At 39.3% G+C, this 20111-nt stretch carries 20 protein-coding genes; 5 read left to right on the top strand and 15 right to left on the bottom strand.

The genetic code is table 11. The features are described from left to right. Positions 1-53 precede the first annotated feature (53 nt). Positions 54-3071 (bottom strand): oligosaccharyl transferase, archaeosortase A system-associated, encoded by a 3018-nt coding sequence (locus MmiHf6_RS08440; RefSeq protein ID WP_316557348.1) that lies wholly within the window; start codon positions 3069-3071, stop codon positions 54-56. Between the two features lie 268 nt (positions 3072-3339). On the opposite strand from MmiHf6_RS08440, the gene hisD reads away from it, so the two are divergent. The 5 genes from hisD to MmiHf6_RS08415 all read left to right on the top strand — a co-directional run bounded on the left by hisD (position 3340) and on the right by MmiHf6_RS08415 (position 8968). Next, entirely contained in the window at positions 3340-4626 is a 1287-nt protein-coding gene (hisD, locus tag MmiHf6_RS08435; RefSeq protein WP_316557347.1) for a histidinol dehydrogenase, read from the top strand. Between the two features lie 209 nt (positions 4627-4835). Continuing rightward, on the top strand, positions 4836-5576 hold the full coding sequence (locus MmiHf6_RS08430) for a glucose-6-phosphate isomerase family protein (RefSeq protein WP_316557346.1): 741 nt from the start codon (positions 4836-4838) through the stop codon (positions 5574-5576). 107 nt (positions 5577-5683) lie between these two features. Beyond that, positions 5684-7270, top strand: coding sequence for a flippase (locus MmiHf6_RS08425; protein ID WP_316558667.1), 1587 nt, complete (start codon positions 5684-5686; stop codon positions 7268-7270). A 345-nt stretch (positions 7271-7615) separates the two neighbouring features. Next, positions 7616-8161 (top strand): hypothetical protein, encoded by a 546-nt coding sequence (locus MmiHf6_RS08420; protein ID WP_316557345.1) that lies wholly within the window; start codon positions 7616-7618, stop codon positions 8159-8161. A gap of 27 nt (positions 8162-8188) precedes the next feature. Beyond that, positions 8189-8968 (top strand): 3'-5' exonuclease, encoded by a 780-nt coding sequence (locus MmiHf6_RS08415; protein ID WP_316557344.1) that lies wholly within the window; start codon positions 8189-8191, stop codon positions 8966-8968. Between the two features lie 201 nt (positions 8969-9169). On the opposite strand, the gene gdhA is transcribed toward MmiHf6_RS08415, so the two are convergent. From gdhA to MmiHf6_RS08345, 14 genes are all read right to left on the bottom strand, one after another. Further along, positions 9170-10516 carry an NADP-specific glutamate dehydrogenase gene (gdhA, locus tag MmiHf6_RS08410; RefSeq protein ID WP_316557343.1) on the bottom strand — a complete coding sequence of 449 codons (1347 nt, stop codon included), beginning with the start codon at positions 10514-10516 and terminating at the stop codon, positions 9170-9172. Positions 10517-11140: 624 nt separating this feature from the next. Beyond that, entirely contained in the window at positions 11141-11629 is a 489-nt protein-coding gene (locus MmiHf6_RS08405; protein WP_316557342.1) for a hypothetical protein, read from the bottom strand. A gap of 18 nt (positions 11630-11647) precedes the next feature. Then, positions 11648-11905 (bottom strand): hypothetical protein, encoded by a 258-nt coding sequence (locus MmiHf6_RS08400; protein ID WP_316557341.1) that lies wholly within the window; start codon positions 11903-11905, stop codon positions 11648-11650. A 288-nt stretch (positions 11906-12193) separates the two neighbouring features. Next, positions 12194-12622: a hypothetical protein gene (locus MmiHf6_RS08395; protein ID WP_316557340.1), complete on the bottom strand. Its 429-nt coding sequence runs from the start codon at positions 12620-12622 to the stop codon at positions 12194-12196. A gap of 161 nt (positions 12623-12783) precedes the next feature. Further along, on the bottom strand, positions 12784-13218 hold the full coding sequence (locus tag MmiHf6_RS08390; RefSeq protein ID WP_316557339.1) for a hypothetical protein: 435 nt from the start codon (positions 13216-13218) through the stop codon (positions 12784-12786). A 31-nt stretch (positions 13219-13249) separates the two neighbouring features. After that, complete coding sequence (locus MmiHf6_RS08385) at positions 13250-13783, bottom strand: hypothetical protein (RefSeq protein WP_316557338.1); 534 nt, start codon at positions 13781-13783, stop codon at positions 13250-13252. A gap of 21 nt (positions 13784-13804) precedes the next feature. Then, positions 13805-14275, bottom strand: a complete 471-nt coding sequence (locus MmiHf6_RS08380) for a hypothetical protein (RefSeq protein ID WP_316557337.1) — start codon at positions 14273-14275, stop codon at positions 13805-13807. Between the two features lie 146 nt (positions 14276-14421). Next, the gene (locus MmiHf6_RS08375; protein WP_316557336.1) at positions 14422-15222 is read right to left on the bottom strand and encodes a hypothetical protein; all 801 of its coding nucleotides are present in this window, start codon (positions 15220-15222) and stop codon (positions 14422-14424) included. Between the two features lie 114 nt (positions 15223-15336). Continuing rightward, complete coding sequence (locus MmiHf6_RS08370) at positions 15337-15792, bottom strand: hypothetical protein (protein ID WP_316557335.1); 456 nt, start codon at positions 15790-15792, stop codon at positions 15337-15339. An 8-nt stretch (positions 15793-15800) separates the two neighbouring features. After that, on the bottom strand, positions 15801-16814 hold the full coding sequence (locus tag MmiHf6_RS08365; protein ID WP_316557334.1) for a hypothetical protein: 1014 nt from the start codon (positions 16812-16814) through the stop codon (positions 15801-15803). 361 nt (positions 16815-17175) lie between these two features. Continuing rightward, positions 17176-18270 carry a hypothetical protein gene (locus MmiHf6_RS08360; protein ID WP_316557333.1) on the bottom strand — a complete coding sequence of 365 codons (1095 nt, stop codon included), beginning with the start codon at positions 18268-18270 and terminating at the stop codon, positions 17176-17178. A 175-nt stretch (positions 18271-18445) separates the two neighbouring features. Then, positions 18446-18859, bottom strand: a complete 414-nt coding sequence (locus MmiHf6_RS08355) for a hypothetical protein (protein ID WP_316557332.1) — start codon at positions 18857-18859, stop codon at positions 18446-18448. A 112-nt stretch (positions 18860-18971) separates the two neighbouring features. Continuing rightward, positions 18972-19517, bottom strand: a complete 546-nt coding sequence (locus MmiHf6_RS08350; protein ID WP_316557331.1) for a hypothetical protein — start codon at positions 19515-19517, stop codon at positions 18972-18974. Further along, entirely contained in the window at positions 19514-19957 is a 444-nt protein-coding gene (locus MmiHf6_RS08345; RefSeq protein ID WP_316557330.1) for a hypothetical protein, read from the bottom strand. Before MmiHf6_RS08345 ends, MmiHf6_RS08350 begins: the two co-directional genes overlap by 4 nt. Positions 19958-20111: the final 154 nt, after the last annotated feature.

Raw genomic sequence — 20111 nt, 5'->3', positions numbered from 1 at the left:
TTTATTTTAATTTTGATTATTGTTTTTGATCTAATTTTGATTTTTGATCTCGATCAGACCTGAACCGTGTTGCCGTTCAAAACATCTTCTTCGGTGACGTCAACTCTGACTTCGCCGGCGCTTGTTGTCACGGTGTAGCTGCCCATCGGCTGAACAGCGAAGTTGGTTTCACCGTCGATCGGGCCGGTTGTCGAATACGGAACAGTGAACGAATAAGCACCGCTCGCATCTGCTTTGGCAGTCTGGTTGTAGTTGAAGACACGGTTTTGGTTTGTCTGAATCGTCAAAGTCAATTCAACCGTTTCATTCGGCTCGACCGTTCCGCTGAGAACAGCGCCTTCCACAAATTCAAAGATTTTAACGTAACCGGTGTTGTTTTCGGTCACATTCTGTGAATAAAGCTGGTTGTAAAGGCTCTTGTAGAAGATTTCCTGCTGAGACATGTAGTAGCTTGAATCGTATTTCGAAGACTCGTAAACCATACGATATTGTTCCATACTGACAGCGTCAAGCATATGCAGGCGGTAAACCATCGAATTGAAATAACGGTCGCTGCCGATGAAAGTACTCGTCTGTCCGCTGATGTTGTACGTCACATAATAGTCATTCGTATCCAAAGTCCACGCCGTCATCGCATAGAATTTGCTCATACCGGACGCCATTTCAATGTCCGTTACAACGTAACGGGCGCCGATCATGTCTTCGCGCGGGTCAATGTCGATCAAATAGCCGGTTGCTTCTTCTTCCGATTCTGCAACGAAAAACGGAGCAGCACCCGGAATCATATCATCCGTGATGTTGCCGCGGCGACCGCCGACACCGAACTGGAACGGATTGGCGTTAACCATACGCTCGCCGATGACTTCGAGCCAATGACCGTAGTCCCACCACGATAAGACGCCGTAAGCGACACCCGGATAATCAAACGGAACGGTACTGGCCTGATTTTCAAAGAATTCTATACCAATACCCGAACTATTATCGGCAACACCGTCACCGTCAGCATCCTGAAGCGGTTCTTCGTATATGCCGTGCCAGTCCAAGCCGACTTCAGGCGTATTGTCGCGCAGCCACAAAGACGCATCGATCCAAGCGTCATTCGGACCGCCTGTTCCTGCCGTATATTGCTTTGTCATTGAATAAGTCGGAACCAAAATGACCGCAAGCGCAATCACCAAAACAACTGCCGCAATAACGATCTTTTCATTACCGTTGTCGACTGCTTTTGCTTTGACCTTTGAAGATTCACGGCGGGATTGTGCTCTGTCCTGCTTGGAAGAATAAATCGGCGCAGCTTCTTCTTTCTTGGATTTGCTGTCTTTTGAGAGATAATTTTTCTTAAAGAGCGCCCACGCTTCATCCGCTTTCACGGCGCGCATGAGTTCCATGAAGATCCAGGACGTCAAAATGAGGACCGGAACCACGAAGTAGTAACTGAAACGGTTCTGCTGAACCAAAGCCCAAAGCAGAATAATTGTCCAAACAACAAGAAGGATTTTTTCCATGCTGTTGTTTTTAACCGCAATGTAAGCCATGATCGGCAAAGCGATGATCCAAATGAATCCCATGACAGAGAAAGTTGTGTACAAGTCAACTGCTTCTCCGGATGCCAAAACAAGCAAAAGGAAAGCAACCGCCCAAGCAGCTAAGAACCCTTTCTTGACATTTGCGCTTTTAATGTAAGAAGTTGCCATAAACGGCAGAAGAATCAGGAAAATCGCAATCAAAGCCGTGAACAAAAGCGGATTGACATCGCTTCCGAAGAACGGAGACGCTTCACCGATCGTCGTTGCGCCGCCTGTTCTTGTAAAGAAACTGACAAGACTGAGAAGCATATTTTTAACGGTCGTTGAAACCAAAACACCGACAAGAGTGACGACGACAACGAGCCCTGCCAAAATGCCGGGGTAATAAAGTCTGTTCAAATTCTTCTTTTCAAGCGCGTAGGAAAGAACGGCCATGAAGACCATTGCAATAATACCTGCACTGAGCGCCAGAACGTGAAGCAGTTTGTATTCACCAATCTGCGGCGTGACAGCGATAAACAGCAAATCAATGATGTAAATAATGAGACCCGTCACCGCAATGAAAGCCGTTCCTTCGCCTTTGAGGTGATTGATCATCATTTGAACCGTGATGTAAATACCGATAATGAACGCGAAGAGAAGAGCGCCTTCCCAAACAAGCGTGTAAGTGCCCATCGCCAAACCGGTTAAAATCGCATAGGGCAGAATGGATTTGAATGTCGAAAGTCTTCCTTTGAAAATATCTTCATACGTAATGTTTTTGCCGCGGGCTTTTAAAAGCGTCATGACAAGGAACAAAATAACAAGTGAACTGAAAAGAACTTCGGCGACGTGGTGGTCGTTGAAGCCGATGATACTTCTTGACAGGAATTGACCCGGAGCGACCGCCAAAAGGAAAGCCGTCATGAGACCGATGTTTCTGCTGTCAAAGAGTTTCTTTCCGACGAAGTAAGCGATAACGACACAAACTGCCGCCAAAATACAGGGCCAGTAAGCTGCAACAGTCATCGCGAACGCTTCGGTCGTGTTTCCTGTGATAAATTGAAGGATTTTAATGACAGTTGCCAAAATCATATCATAAAGAGGGGCGAATGCCTGAGGCGTTCCGTAAGGATAAGTGGTTGCCGGATCAAACCAAAGATAAGTCGGGAAATTTTCAAGCAGGAACTCCACGTTTCTCCAGTGGTACCAGGGGTCATTCTCACCGAAGCGGATGAATCCGTTTTCCATGAAAACGCCGTCTCTTGGAAGAATACGGATGTAAAAAGCAAGCAATGCGGAAAACAGGACACCGATTCCGTAAAGAAGGCTTTTCATCAAATTGTTTTTGTCTTTATACTCATCTAAGAAGCCTTTCTTCTCGGGCTTCGTTTTCACGTCTTCCGGCGACGCTGCCGCTTCGGAACGGACTTCATATGATTCTGCCACCGTTACGGAATCCGCGTCAACGGACTCTTCAACAGTATAGTCAACCGTAACAACGGTATCCGAATCATCAGAAGTGCGGCGTTCAGAAGTTTGTTTGCGGATAGTTCTTTTCGCCAAGATAATAACCTCTATGATACAATATTTGATACAATACGCGATAAAAAGTATTGATACAATACACGATAAAAAGTATTGACAGAATACTCTAAAAGTATTGATTCAACCCGCAAAAACGCAATGCGGCAAAAATGAATCAAACACCCGTAATAAGTAAGACAATAATTCTATACAAGCTATTTAATTTTAACCTGTCTCGCCTCCTCTTTAAGCTTTTCGATTTTGAAAAAAGAGTAAAGTTTATGAAAGTTCAGACATTGTTTCATTTATGATTTTCAAAAACTTGTCCGAGCTTTCCGACTCGGATTTAAACCAAATGCTTTCGCGCGGGAAGGGGCTTGCAGATGTCGGCTCCGCTGTGGACGCAATCTTAGAGAATGTGAAAACGAATGGAGACACAGCGATTTTAGAATACGCCAAACAGTTTGATAAGGCGGATTTAAAAACGCTTGCCGTCACGCCGGCCGAAACAGAAGAGGCAATCGCATCGCTTGACCCGACTTTGATGAAACACTTAAGGCAAGCCGCTGAAAACATCCGCCGCTTCCACGCCGCGCAGCTGCCCAAGGAAATCTGGTACATTGAAGAGACGCCCGGCATCGTTCTCGGTCAGAAAACGATTCCGCTCTCAAAGGTCGGCTGCTACGTTCCCGGCGGGCGCGCCAGCTACCCGTCAACTGTTTTGATGACGGCGCTGCCGGCAAAAGTTGCGGGCGTCTCCGAAGTGATCGTCTGCACGCCTGCACGCGCGGACGGAACGGTGCACCCGCTGACGCTTGCCGCTTGCAGAATTGCAGGCGTTGACAAGATTTTCAAAACCGGCGGCGCACAGGCGATTGCGGCCATGGCTTACGGAACGGAAAGTATTCCGCAAGTGGACAAAATCGTCGGCCCGGGAAATGTGTTTGTGACGTACGCGAAAATGAAAGTGAGAGAAGAAGTGGAAATTGATTTCCCTGCCGGTCCGAGCGAAGTTTTGATCATTGCCGATGATTTTGCCGACCCGAAAATGACGGCGTCAGACATTTTGGCGCAGGCGGAGCACGATCCGAATTCTGTTTCCGTATTGGTCACGCCTTCCGAGAAGTTTGCGAAAGCAACGATGAGCGAAGTTGAAAAGCAAACGGAAACGGCGAAACGAAAAGAAATTATTGAAGCGTCTTTAAAGAATTCGGCGATCCTTTTGACGAAAAACATGGATGAATGTATTGAATTTTCAAACAAATTCGGACCCGAACACTTGCAAATCATGGTTGACCCGCAAATCGAAGATTCGGTTTTGAATCAGATTCAAAATGCCGGATCTGTTTTTGTCGGCAATTACGCGCCGGTTCCGGCGGGCGATTACGCGTCGGGAACAAATCACGTTCTGCCGACGTCAGGTTATGTTCGGATGTATTCCGGATTGAATACGGCTCACTTTTTGAAATCGTTTACGATTCAAAGGATCAGTAAAGAAGGTTTGAGCGAAATCAAAGACGCCGTCATTGATTTGGCGGAAACGGAAGGGCTTTTTGAACACGCGGAAGCGATCAGAAAGCGTTTCGATGAGTAAATATTTATAAAAATCATAACATATGAAATTACAATCAAATAAAATTGATTTAAATGAATGAATTATTGATTCGTTTCAGGTGAATTAAAAATAATGAATATATTAAATCAATTAAAAATAATCGAATTGGAATAATTAAATTAAAAGTAATTGAATTGGAATAATCAAATTAAAATAATTGAATTAAAAACGAAGTTGGAGAAAAACTCATGTTTGCACACCCCGACTTTTCAAAAGTCTCAACCGCCCACAGCACCCGAAAAATAAAGGATATGACGGATGTTTTAATGGACAAAACGTGGATTACGTATCCCGATAAAATCCTTTACGATATGTACCGCGAGGTCCATCTGTCGGACGCCGAGCTTTTGGAAATGAAAAAAGCGCAGCTTCGCTACGATATTACGGTGATTCCGCCGTCAATGCTCGGTCCGGAATTTGTGAAAACGGCAGGCCACTATCATCCCTGTCCCGATTATTGCAGCGCCGAAGGAGCCGAGATGCTTTCGTATCCCGAAGTGTATCAGGTGATTCGCGGAACGGCGACGTATCTTCTCCAGAAAAAAGATTTATCCGATTTCATTATTGTTGAAGCGAATGAAGGCGATGTTGTTTTGATTCCGCCTAATTACGGACATGTCACGGTCAACGCCGACAGTGAAGAGCTTGTGATGGCCAATTGGGTCTCAGACGCTTTTGATTCAGAATATGAGCCTGTCCGATGCAGAGCGGGACTCGCTTATTACGTCACGGAAGACGGAATCGCTCAAAACGGCAATTACGATAAAATGCCGCCGCTTTCGTACGGCAAGCCGAAAAGTTATCCTGAAATTGATTTGTATTCCGGCGTTGATATGTACGGTTTGGTCAATGATTTGGAAAAATTGGACTTTTTGGTCAATCCGCAGAATTATCCCGACTTGTTTAAAAAACCGTTTTATGAATGCTGAATCATAAAACATTTTCTTATTTTTGATTTGATTTAAAAACGGGCATTCCTCTTTAAGAGATTATTAAAAATGATGCGGCTCGCGCGCGGGCGGCGCGGCAATTGCCTGTGCACCCGGATTTTCATGTCTCGGAGAATATTTTAATACTGCCGATGCTTTTTAGCTGTATGGCTCAAACGGCGGATATTTTTTCAAATATCGGAAAAAAGGGAAAAAATAAAAGCGAAGACGGCGGCGACGACGGTGATACCGGTTCCGTTCGTTCTCAAACTTTTGTTTCTCTCCTTTCGCAATTCGGATTGACCGCCATCGGTTTTTTGAGCACGATTTATTTTACGCGGGTCGTGGATCCTTCCATTGTCGGCGTTTACTTTTTGTTCTTTTCATACAGCGCGCTTTTCTATCTGTTTTCGGAAAGCGGAATCGGCGAATCAAGTGTGAAACTGATCAGTGAAGGGAAGGAAAGGAATGAATATTATACGGCGTCGATGACGCTTCGCACGATTTATTTGATTTTATGCGTCGGCTTGCTGTTTGTTTCGGCTGTTATTTTCCCGAACTCAACCATAATGGAAACGGGAATTTTTTGGTGGATCATTGCCGCGCTGATCATTGATTACTTTTACAACAGTCGGATTTATGCGGCTTACGCGGACGGAAAAGTCAATGCTTTTCAAGTCTCTTTGTTTCTGAACACTGCCGTTCGTTCTTTGTTTCAAATTGCCATTGTCTATCTCGGTTACCATTTATTCGGTTTGACGGGCGGTTTTTTGGTCGGCATGATTTGCGCCGCGGTCTTTGCGCACCGTTATAATCAATTGAAATTGGTGAAATTTTCAAAGGAACATTTCAAGCGCATTTTAACTTATGCGGTTCTGATTTTTTTGGTGATGAGCTGCTATTTGATTTATCAGAATATTGATGTCGTGATGATCGGTCAATTCATGACGGAAACGGAAGCCGGGATTTACAGAATCGTTTATCAATTTTCGATGCTCGCCGGACTTGCGGCAACTTCCGTGAAAGCTGTTTTGTATCCAAAATTCAGCGCCTGGAACGAAGCAAAAGATATTGAAAACATTACAGCCGGGCTTCGGAACGGAACGTCTCTTTCGCTGATGCTTGCGATTCCGATTTTCTTCAGCTTTTTGATTTTGGGATACGATTTCATTTCACTCTTTTACGGCGACGCCTATGTCTCAGGTGTTACGGCATTGTTTTTGCTTTCGTTCATTCAAATCATTACCGTTTTTATGTATTTGCAAAGCATTTGTTTAAACGCGATCAGTCACCCGAAATTGGCATTCATTTCAATTGCGGCCGGAATCGCGGCAAACGTGATTTTGAATATTATTTTGATTCCGATGTACGGCATGGAAGGCGCGGCGGCGGCAACCGTTATTGCGATGATTTTGAACTCGTTACTGGCGTATCTGTTTTTAAGAAAAGTGATTCCTGTCAGTTATAATTGGAAATCCATCGGCAAAATGGTGATTGCATCGCTCATCATGTGCGCCTTCCTTTTAGGATTCAAATATGTGCTGCCGATCACGAATGTGATTTTGCTTTTAATTGCGTTTACCGTCGGCGGTCTTCTTTACGGCTTGATTATGCTGAAAGCCGACAAATCGATTCATGATGAAGTTTCGGGAATGGCGGAAACGTTTGGAATTAAGTGGCCGAAATGGCTTTGATTGAATAATGAAAATTGAATAATGAAAAAATCAGAATTCAATATAAAAAATTCAACGAATCTTTTGTTTCCGCCGATTTTGGATTTCGGGTCAAACCGAAACATCCGATTTTCAAAAATCGGTGAAATCCGAACGCCCGATAAAATCCTAAGAAATATTTAATCTTTGAAAAAAAGAAGGCGTTCCGTTTTTGAATAATTTTGATAAAAAGATGTTTCAATCGATTTTTGATTGAATAAAATTTCAAATACCGCCCCCGCAATTTGAGTTCCGGGCAGCGCGAAGCGGCGAACCGGACTTGAAACGAAGTTTCAAGTTTCCGAAGCGTAGCGGAGGAAACGAGACTTGGCGGATTCTTCCCATACGAAACAAAAAATACAAAAACCGCTGAGTTTTAATCGTTTTCCGGTGTCTGCCAAGCCTGCCAGTCTGCAACTGTCTTTTTGCTGTCGGTTTCCGGCTGAGCCTGCTCGTCTGCAACTGTCTTTTAATGTTGCTGCGACGTGGCAGGTTTGCGTTGCCGCTTGCATCTGCTCTTTTTTTAGTAATCCGTTCGCATTCGCGAACGTGCCGCTGCTACCTTCAGGTTTCTGTTGCCGCTGCTACCTTCAAGTTTCTGTTGCCGCTGCTACCTTCAGGTTTCTGTTGCCGCTGCTACCTTCAGGTTTCTGTTACCGCTGTTACCTTCAGATTTCTGTTACCGCTGCCACCTTCAGGTTTGCATCAAAAGCCGCCGCCGCGCGCGAATTCCCTCATTTTCAAAAAATAATTCAAACCCGACCAACAATTTTTATTTTCAATTTTGCGAAAAAACGGCGAAACGGTTTAATCTCTAAAAAGAAATCAAGTAATTCATTCAAATTTGAAAAAACAAAAAATAAACCAAATTAACGAAACAAATTAACGGACAAACCTCCCATGACCGTCACAAATATCCCCTGTCCCGTATCGGAATTGTTTACGGGATACGAACAAATTCTGTTTATTGATGTCGAAACGACCGGACTTTCGGTTGAAAAGAATCAAATCATCGAACTTGCCGCAATCCGGCGCTGTGAATACGAGCCTGACACGACAGATGAACGGGAAATTGATATTTTGATCAAATTGCCCGAGGGCGAAAAGATTCCCGCCGAAATCGTTGAGCTGACAAATATCACGGATGAAATGCTTGACGAAGAAGGAATAACGGAAAGCGTTGCCGTTGATGAATTTTTGAATTTGTTCAATCCGGCTGAAAAAACACTCATCATTGCACATAACGCACAGTTTGATATGTCTTTTGTTTTGAAAATGCTTGAAAAATACGACAAAAGCATTCCCGTTTCATTTGATATTTTGGATACATTTACGATTTTAAGAGATCGAAAAACTTACCCGCATTCATTGAGCGATGCGATTGATTATTATCAAATTGAAGGCGTTGAAAATTCCCACCGCGCCATCGACGATGTAAAAGCGCTTTGTGAAGTCGTCAAACATATGAAAGCAGAACGGGATGATTTGGAAGATTACATCAATTTAATCGGCGTACACCGCGTTCACGGTTTGATGGGCGAAAAGATTGACGGCATCACTTACTGCGTTCAAATGCTCGGCCTAAAAAATAAACGGCTACCAGATTTTCTGAAAGAAGGAAAAAGGATTTATGACCCGAAGAAATTGGAAAATACGCGACCGCTGCACTTTAAAGAATGAAACTTTCAACAATTCAAAAAAGAAATCATTTTTGACATTTAAATTAAAATGAGGAACAACAGCCGAAAATTCGTTTTTGAACTTTCGGCTTCGTTTTTGGTTATTTTTTGGTTATTTTTTGGTTATTTTTTGGTTATTTTTTGGTTATTTTTTGGTTATTTTTTGGTTATATTTTGGTTATAATTTGTTTTTAGTTTCTTTTCAGATGATGCCTTGTTTCATCATGGCGTCGGCCACTTTTAAGAAACCTGCGATGTTCGCGCCGGCCAAAAGATTGTCGTCATCACCGATTTCTTTGGCGGCGGATTTAGATGCCGCGAAAATGTTTTTCATGATGACTTGAAGTTTTTCATCGACTTCTTCAAAAGTCCAGGACAATCGCATTGCGTTTTGCGTCATTTCAAGACCGGAACACGCAACGCCGCCCGCGTTACAGGCTTTGGCGGGACCGAAGTAGATGCCTGCTTTTTGGAAAGCGGCAACCGCGTCAAGCGTTGAAGGCATGTTTGCGCCTTCCGCGACAAATTTGACGCCGTTTTGAATTAATTTTTCGGCGGACGCTTTGTCAATTTCGTTCTGCGTCGCGCACGGGAGTGCCACGTCACAGGGGATTTCCCACACATTTGTGCTTCCTTCGACGTATTTTGCTTTCGGTCTGAACTGCAGATAATCTTTAATTCTGCGGGCTTCGACTTCTTTGAGCTGTTTGACAATGGCAAGATCGATGCCTTCTTCGTCGTAAATGTATCCGCCGGAATCGCTGCACGTCACGACTTTTGCGCCGAACTGCTGCGCTTTTTCAATCGCGTAAATCGCGACATTTCCGGAGCCGGAGACGGCAACTGTTTTGTCTTTAAGGGAAGTGCCTTTGTCTTTGAGCATCTCGTTTATGAAATAGATCAAACCGTAGCCGGTTGCGGGCGTTCTGCCGAGGCTGCCGCCGAATGTCAGCGGTTTGCCGGTCAAAATGCCTTGACTGCTGGAGTTGGACAATTTTCTGTACATGCCGTACATGTAGCCGATTTCACGGGCGCCGACGCCGATGTCGCCTGCGGGAACGTCAACGTCTGTTCCGATGTGTTTGTATAATTCGGACATAAATGCTTGGCAGAAACGCATGACTTCCGCGTCGGATTTGCCTTTCGGGTCAAAATCGCAGCCGCCTTTGCCGCCGCCCATGGGAAGTCCGGTCAATGAATTTTTGAAAATTTGTTCAAAACCGAGGAATTTGATAATGCTTTGATTGACTGTCGGGTGGAATCGAAGACCGCCTTTGTAAGGGCCGATTGCGCCGTTGAACTGAACGCGGAATCCGCGATTGACATGAACTTTTCCCGAGTCGTCCATCCACGGAACGCGGAAATAAATCATTCTCTCGGGCTCGACAATTCTGTCCAAGATTGCCGCTTCAATCAATTCGGGTTTCTTTTCAAGAACCGGAATCAATGAGTGGAGAACTTCATCAACGGCATTGTAAAACTCAACTTCACCGGGGTTTCTTCTTTTAACATCTTCTAAAACCCCTTCGACGTAATTTTTGGCATCCATAATTATAACCTCAATTAATTAAATTTGAGTTATTGTTAATAAAGGTAATCGTTTACAATGATTTAAAGATATGAAAGAAGAGAGGGTTTGTAAACCTTTGAGGTTTGAGATTTTGAATTTTACGGGGTTGGGGATGATTAATGGTTAACAATTGGAATAAATCATCTAAATTATATCTTAGAAGTTTTCATAAATTCAATTAATCCCCGAAATAATAAGAATAACCATAATAATAATCAGCACCGCCGAAATGAAATAACAAACTTTATTTTTAGCAGGATTTTCAAAATCAACCGCTGCAAAAAATCCCGACAATCCGGATAATAAACTGAGCAACAGATAAAACGGAAAAATACGGACAGCCACGTCGATTCCGTCAATCAGAAACGAATATAAACAAAAAAATAACGGAATTAAGAATCCGAATAAAAAAGATTTCTTTTGATTTTTTGAAAAGAAACCGTAAAAAAGGGAGCCGAAGAGAATAAAAATAAAGGGGATTCCGGATGGAATAATAAAACTGATGATGTATAAAACAAACAATATCAAAAATAATTTGTTGTTTGTTTTTTCAGTTTGATCAAAATATCCGGACATTTTTGAAACCTTTTACTTTTTAATAAATTACCAAGTGCTGTAAAAAAGCACAACTTCAATAAAAATGATAATCAAAGCAAGAACGATAAAGATTGAATATTTCCATTTGACAGAACGATCCTGAGCCGTTAAAAATCCCGGCAATCCCCAAATAACAGAATAAATCAGATATTTCAAATAAATGTCAAACTCAAACAGATCTGTCCGAGAATAATATGTAAAAATTTCGAAGACAAACCAAGTCAAATAAACCGAAAGTCCGAGAAGATAAGATTTAACAGGGTTTTTGGAAATGAAGCCGTAAATAAAAGACCCGAAATAGAAAATAAAAATTGCGATCAGAGAAAAAACGATAATTTCATTTAATAGAAGAGAAATCAGAAAAATACAAAATAATGCAATGAACAAAGCCGCCTGATTCTTTTTATTTAGATTTTTGAGAGAAATCATTAAAATAACGGCTGCAAAAAGTAAAATTACAGCGGGTACAAGCTTCAAAGACATCGAATAAAACATTATAATCACCTGAAATTTTTAAAAAACTTTCATCCAAAACGGCAAGGTTCCGATAACAAACAAAATACCTGACAAAAGAACACCGGCAATCAAATGATTTGAAGTGACTTTCCAAGAGAAAAACGGAACTTTTCCTTGACCTGTATGATAAACTGCACCTGACGCTCCTCCGAGATAGCCCAAAATTAAAAAAACGATAAAAGAGAACAAAGGTGTTCCGACTGCTGCGTATAAGTAAAAATAGAAGAGACTATTATTCATGATGTGAAATCCCATAAAAACAAGGCAGAGAAACGATAACGGCATGAATATACCAAACAGTTTCGATTTTGAAACATTTTGAGAAAATAAACCATAAACTGTCGGTCCAAAAATTACAAAAATCGAAAAATATCCGATTCCGAAAATTTTAACGAGATATGGAATATCAATATCCGGCAAGAAATAAATTTGAGAATAAATGTAAGTTGAAAATGCAAATAGAATAAAAGAAATCAGAAAAACAATATCATTTATACTTTCTTTTTGATTAAATATTCCTGCCATTTCAAGCACCCGATTTTTTCAAAGATTTACAATATTTTTCACTTTTTCAACGATTTCATCTGTATGATAACTGCCGATTGTAAACATAATACCTATCAAGAACCAAACAACAGCTTCGCCCCAAACAACTAAGAAAGCGGAAGTCGGGTCTGAAACGGATGAAAAAGAAGGTAATCCGACATACCATCTGTAAATAATGATAAAAACCCATATTGCCGGAATAATCATCACGAACAGGAGTTGAATACCGAGATGATTCTGCCGGGTTTCTTTTCTACCCTTCCCGAAATAATAAAGCGGCAAAAATATGACCGCCCATACTGATGCAGCTGTCGCAAAATATGTTTCCTCAGGATTATGATAAGCGTAAACGCTTGCTGCACAGATTATTAAAAATGCAAAAATACTGCCAAAAATTGCAATCAATTTTTTTGTTTTGAGTTCCATAATCTATCTCTATTTTTGATGACTGTCGAATATATATAAACAGCGGACGAAAACTTCATGTAAAAGGTAAATAGGAAAGAAAAGTGAGGAGAATAAATGCGTTTTTAAATTTTTTAAGAACGAATAGAATTGAAAAAGATAAAATAATTTTAAAAATAATTTTAAAAATAAATTACCAAATAAAAAGCGATCGCCATTAAAATTGATAACACGGCAAGCCCGTAGCAAAAGATTTGATTAGATTTGTTTTTCGTCTGATACGCCGCAAAAAAACCGGAAACGCCCAATAAAAATGCGCCGGGCAAGAGCGTCGCCGAATCTGCAATCCATTGATCGGGATAATAAGAAGAAAACGGCAGCCTGTACAAAATCATCATGAAAAGCGACAAAAATCCGACGATGAAAGACATAATCGATCTTTTCGATAAGTAACCGAACAAAAGCGGATTGACGACAAGCAAAATGAGAAAGATAAACTGGCCGAAAAAGAAAACGGAATGGAAAACATAACCTAAAAAGCAAACCAAAACCAAAACAATTGCCAATAAAAATATTTTGAAATCATTAAATTTTTTATTTTGATTATAAAATTCCATAATAAACGCCTCTCTATGAATAAAATTTAAATTATCGGTAAAATCCCGAAAACATAACCAATATCACATAAACGATTAAAAACAAAATCAAACCGTAATAAAACAAATTCAAATATTTCTGTTTCCCTTCTTTCTCTTCATTTTCCGGCTGATAAGACTGAGCAAGCCAAACGCTGACAGCACCGCCGACCGCAAACGCCGCATATTGAAGTATTATTTTGCCGTAAGCCATGAGATCATTTTCAGGAGGGGTAAAGATAACGACTTTTGGAAACGGCCAAACAGAATCTAAAAACAAAAGATACGAATTGAACGGCACAAATATTACAACAGGTATCAGAAACGCCAGCAAAAGCGATTTTTTAAAGTTCTGAGAAATCAAAGAAAAAACGGCGGGACCAAAAATGATCAGAATCAAAGTTATGACTTGCAAATAATAAACCGTCAAACTGTTTGTATAAAACAAAATGCTGATAAACAGAATATAAGAGAGAACAGCCGCTCCCAATAACCCGACAAATAAAAGATTATTCATTTTTTCCGATTGATTGAACAAGCCTGCCATATTTCATCCACCCGTTTTGTTTCAATTAATCCCCGCAAAAAAGAACATGGCTGACGCAAAAAGAAGTGCTAAAGCAAGTATACGGCACAGAAGTTGTTTTCTTTGATCCGAATTTTGAACTGCGATAAAATATCCGATGCCGCCGTTTAAAATTCCGAGTGCCAAGTAAGTAAAGATTCCCGAAACGATTCCGAGAGGATTATCTAAGAATGGAAAGGAATTTGTTTCGATGATCTCATACAAAAGCATGAAAAGGAACATAGAAAACCAAATCAATGTCCCTAAAATAAAAGATTTTACAGGGTTTTTGGAAATGAAACCGTAAAAAATGCTTCCGGCGATGAGCAAAAAAATAAAAATCATCTCAGCATATGGAATACGGATATCACTGTAAAGACAGAATAAAGAAAGAATAAACACTATCCAAACCGCAAAAGCCAAGCATGTATTGACTTCTTCACTTTGCCCGAATAATCCGCCCATAAAAATCAAAACTCTCTCTTTCAAATATAAATTACAAAGAATTAAGAGATGATAAAGCTTGTTGAAAATAAAACGGACGGAAGAAAAGAAACACAAAAATAAAAAAAACAAAAAACAGAAGAGAAAAATCTTCTGATTTCCTGAATTAAATGAAATTAAATTTCTTCATTTGCAGAACATCGAAGTCGATCAAAATCTTTGATTCCGGAATCAACAAGTTTCTTGTAATAAGCAACTTCATCAAACGAATCGATTCCTTTTTTATCGAAATCTTCCAAAAGAACACGGTCTTTTTGCGTGAAAATGGTACATCTTCCGTCCAATTGAGTTGTCGTAATGAAAAGATAAACTTCGCCGACTTCAATCAATGAATCGCCGCGTTCGATAAAACCGTAATATCCTTGATCATATTTTTCAAAATCATCCAAAGTCGCATTGCTTTCACGAATAAATTCTTTTTGAATATAGTCGCCGGTATAATAGCCGCCGATTTGTTTCAATTCAATTTCATTTTTAAGTTCGGGACCTTTGATGAGTTCAATAATTTCAACGTCAAACAAATTGTAAGGATTTCTGAGTTCATTTTCAGGAGCTTGATAGTTTCCATTGTGTTTGACAACTTTTCCGACAAAAATATGATCACAATAAGCAACATTGAATTCGTCAGACGTTTTGCCGTATTTTTCCATGTCGGCGTCATAGGCTTCAATCATTTCAAATGTGCCGGCTCTTAATCTTTGGTAGTCTTCTTTTGTGACATCTTGATTATAAATTTCTGCCATTCTTTTTTTATATATTTGAAAATCGTATTCTGCCTGTTCTTCAGACATTTTATTGTAAGCAATATTGGAATCAGTATTTGAATCAAAAGAACTGACTGCAAGCAATGAAACGGTGAACAATGAAATTGAGATGAGGAGAAGTATCAATATCGGCAGAGTGTATTTTCGATTCATTTTAGAAGCCCGCATTTTGAATGACAGTCTTTGGGTGTTGATAAAGTTTTATGTCACCAACATTACGAAACGATAGTTACGCCTATTACAATATTTCAGGCTTATTTACATTGCTTAATCCAACATAATAAAAATGTAAATTACAAAAGTGATAATAAAAAACATAATTCCAAAAGCTATAAGCATCATTTTTCGGTTTTTATTGTCCAAATGTTGAGCCAAAAAATAGCCGGGTAAACCCCATATGATTGACATAACAAGTGTCCAGCCGATTGTTCCAAAATATGCTGCAAATAAATCGAATATATTGCCATATTCCGGAAAACTTTGAAACATATTAAAAACTAGATAGATTGGCCACAATAAAAATCCGATTAAAAAAGAAGACACTATATTCTTAGAAAGAAGAGCGTAAATTACACTCGCAAATAAAATAAAAAAAGCAAAAGCTAGAGAAATACTTGAGTTCTGTACTCCGATAAACATCAGATACAGAATTAAAACATAAATGAATAATAAAAAAATAAAAAGAGTGCTATCAAGCACTTCTTTTCTGACATTAAGATTCATGGATCTCCTTATCGTGTAATTACTGTTGCATTGCCATTATTAGTTGCTCCGGCACCAAAAGTTCCGGAATTATTAAGTCTTTGAGAATTTTGTTGTACCCGCCAACCTGCATTATAGAAATAATTGCACACGACATATTCTGCATATTCTAAATTAACAACTTTATGTGTAATACCATAGTCACTCAAAATTGCACTGTCTTCGTGAGCTCCTCCGACTACTGAACCATCAGACAATTGATAAATCCGGACATGATATCCACCATTTCTGCGTTGTTGAGTTTCCCCAACACTAAGGGGAGTCACCCACTGACGATTGCGATCATATACTGCATATGGGTATTCAGATAAGAGACCGTCATTTAATGCAACCCAACCACTTCTGGAAATTAAAGTAGATCTAACTGTATTTGCATTTGTATTTTTCCAAATTAAATTAACAGGATCTTCTCGTTCAGTATAATCTCCAAATACACCCAAAATACGTTTTTTATATAGATAGGGAGGATAGGCGTATCCATCATTCCACCATTCATGTGGCGTAGAAGCAGGAACTAATATTATTTGTTCAGTTTCAGTAACAACGATCTCATTTTCGTTTAATGATTTTAAAGAAAACATTTGATTTTCAAAAAAAAACTCATCAACATCTTCTTTAACAGTATAAGATTCAGATGATGAAACAGTGTTCGTACCAAATTCTTTTTCAAACTTTCCGTCGTTGCTTTTGTAAATAGTTTCAACAGTTACGTTTTGATATGCAACTCCGGATTTTTCAAATGTCGCTGAGCTATGCACTACAGTAGTAGTAGTGACATTAAAAGTATATTTTTCAAAGAATTTGTTTTCACGATCCCGAATTTGTTCTTTTTCTTCGTTGCTTAATGCTTCGTATTCCTCTGTAAAACGGGAATTGTATTCTATAACAGAATCGGAAGTAAACTCTTCAACTGCTGTTGTAACTCCTATGAAACTGATTAATAGGAAAAGTATGCACAATATATTAATAAACTTAAATCTCATCCGTTTATCTCCTATTTTTATATTTCCAATTGATTTATATATCAAGAAATCAAAGAGAGGAGTGAATCACATAGTCAACTGGCGAGTTCACTCACATCTAAGCATTCGATTTGGCAACTCCAATTGTCAAATCGAATGGTGAGTATGCTTTTTTCAAAATAGATTCTAGAAATACATTCCGAAAAAATTTCACATTTTCTACATATACAAGGATTTATAAAAATGTTGCGACATAAATAAAATAAATTTATAAAAAAAGAAAAAATAAAGCGAAAGACTAAAACGTTCAGACAAAATAAATTAAAAAATAAAAAACATATGTAATCAAAAAAGATAATGATTATGTTTTCATCTTTTACATTTACGCGCCCGGCAAACTTCCGAAGACAATAAGAAGCCAGAACCATAAACAAAATGCACCGGCTGCCAATAACCAACATTCCCAAACAGGAGTTTTCTTATTTTGTATTTTCGTTACAAGCGATACCAAGAGAAACGGTGCTGCGACCATCGCTATGAGAGACAAGATACCAAATATTCCAAATAATTGCGCTGAAGACATAAACTGTCCGCTCCTGTTGTTTCCATTATAAATATCATAAGTTCCGTCGTGTCTTACGCTTATTGTTTTGAAGAACATATCGTCAGTTCCGAGTCCAAACATGAGACCGCCGCCGCCGGATGTGCGAATGCTCGGGCTGAGTGTTAAACAAGTATGACCGTACCCGAAAGCGAAATACACGGAGTATAATTTATCTGACGGTACGACTTCTTTAACGGCAACGGTCAAAGTGCCTTTTTTTGCCCATCCTGTTGTATAGCCGAATGATTTGCTCATCGGGAATTTTGCTTCGGGAATTCCATACCCATTTAAAGAAGAAAAACTCGGATAATCTTCACCGATTTTAGAATCGCCCCGATAATATTCAATCGTACAAGAAGCATCATCAACCATGACGGCACACGCAATGTTTTCGTCGTTTGTCGCAATAAAACTGCAAGCGACAACATCCGTAATAATCCGGCCGTTTAACAAAGGCGCATGACTCCATTCCCAAGAAAAATTCGCTTCGATCCGATTTTTAGAATAGCTTTCGCCGCTGAGATTTCCGGTGACTTGAGCAAAAAGCGAATTCATTTGAGAATTATCCTCTAAAGAACCGCCGTCATAAGACTGCAGCAGAAGAATTTGACTTTCGTTGTAACCCAATTCAAATAATTCATTTTCGGATAACTGCGCCCGTTCAAGAAGCGCTTCTTCAAAAGAAAAGTTCGTGAAAGTGTCAATCGTTTCCGCAGAATATCCCGCTTTTTCCAACAAAGAAACAGGCGTTTGTTTCATTTTCATGACAACATCATATTCAGTTGTCATAAAAGAAGCAGCGGCATCATTCGAGTTGACAACGGCTGCGGTTGCTGTTGTCGTCACCATTGACAGAAGAAAAGTTATTACCAATAGGATATTCAAAATTTTTTTGTTTGATTTCATTGAGGGAGCTCTGAGTTGCTTCTTGAATAGGATGACAAAATAAAATGAAAAGAAAATAAATTACTTCAATATCATGAAAATCAATATCATGAAAATCAATATCATGAAAATCGATATCATGATTTTATAATCAGATTCGGATTCATTTATTTAAAATTACCTTTTTAAAATTTTGGGGCTTCAGACTAAAAATTACCAAAACGGAAACAATTAAACAACTCAAAATCGCGGTTCCAAAGACATAAACAAATCGGCCGATTGAATAAATCTCATTTTCAGCAAGTAAATCCAAGCGTTTGATGTAAACCAAAATAATAACCCAAATCAAAAGAATAACAATGCCGGCTAAAGCCGCCAAAGCCATTGATTTGTCCGACATTGGCAATTGACCTTTTTTATCATAAATGAAAGAAAGGAACAGCATTGCTGCAAAAACAAAAGACCACAAACCAAGTTGCGGCAAATAATAAAACGCGGATTCATCACTCAAACCGAGCCAGATGAAAAAACAAGTTACCAAAAAAGTCAGTGCCGTTAAAACTTTAAAAATATTCATGATTTAGCCACCATCCGATGTTAATAAAAATATAGATTTATTCTGAAATCAGAATAAATCAAAATTTTAAAAATACGGTATTTAAAATTACTGCATTGTTTACAGATAAGAATTATTTTACGTAATATTCTGTAATTTCCATGTAATACCCCAAAACAGGGTTATTGGAAAAGGCACGCACACCATATCCGATTGCAGGCCATGGTGCAATATAACTGGAAGTCAAAGCGGGTGAAACAATTTTTATCCGAGCATAGGTCCGGTCTGTATCAATTTTTAATCCTCTTCTCAAAAAAATATCCAGCATTGAAACTGCAGCTGACATGAAAGCAATAGCGTTTGCCCCCGGAATGAAAGTTGCAATAACTCCGACAACAGTTGATGCATCAACGAGTAAGGAGAATTGAACACGAGAAGCAACAGTAGCACCAATTCCGGGCGGAGGATAACTGGGAGGATATACAGTATGACCGCGAGTTGAAATACCATTCATATTTTCAGCAAAAATATCAGCGGATTCAAGGTTGGATTCTTCGAAAATTGTAGTGTCTGTTGCATACGAAACAACATTGCTGAAAGAGTTTACAGCATTGCCGTTGACGAATGTTTGTTCAATATTATATTCAATTGATTCTTCACTTTCAGAGATTTTGTTCATCTTAATTTGATTGTATTTTGATCCTTTGAAATCATTTCAATGGAACCATTACTGAGATCAGTATGAGTGAAAAGATCCACTGTATGCACAATATTATCTTCAGTTTCAAACAGGATTGAGCCAGCGAGGATGATATCATCCATACTGCCGTATTTTTCCAAATCGTTCAGATTGAGATTTTTGATTTGTACGCCTTGTTCTTCCAACAGCAACAGCACCAAATTCTCCAAATCGTTCAAGTCAGTTTCACTGTAAGCAATTTGAGAAACTGTATATTTGCTTTGAATATCACTGAATTTTTGATCCAAGACATCTTGCATTAATTTTGCATCTTCCTGTATTTTTTGATCTGCTTGTGCACTGACAATCGGCACAAAAACCATACTGAGCATCAACATCACAAAAAGAACAGACATTGATTTGAACAAATTTTGTTTCATTTGTAATCTCCTATTTTTATTTTCAATATATTTAAATACATAAAAATCAAAGATAGGAGTGAATCTGAATTAGGCAACTAATGATTCACTCACATCTAAGCATTCGATTTGGCAACGCAAATTGTCAAATCGGATGGTGAGTTATTTGTTTCAT

The sequence above is a fragment of the Methanimicrococcus hongohii genome, assembly GCF_032594095.1.
GTDB classification, from domain to species: Archaea; Halobacteriota; Methanosarcinia; order Methanosarcinales; family Methanosarcinaceae; genus Methanimicrococcus; species Methanimicrococcus hongohii.
The sequence above is the reverse complement of the archived record's forward strand: the minus strand, read 5'-3'. Positions and strand labels throughout refer to the sequence as shown.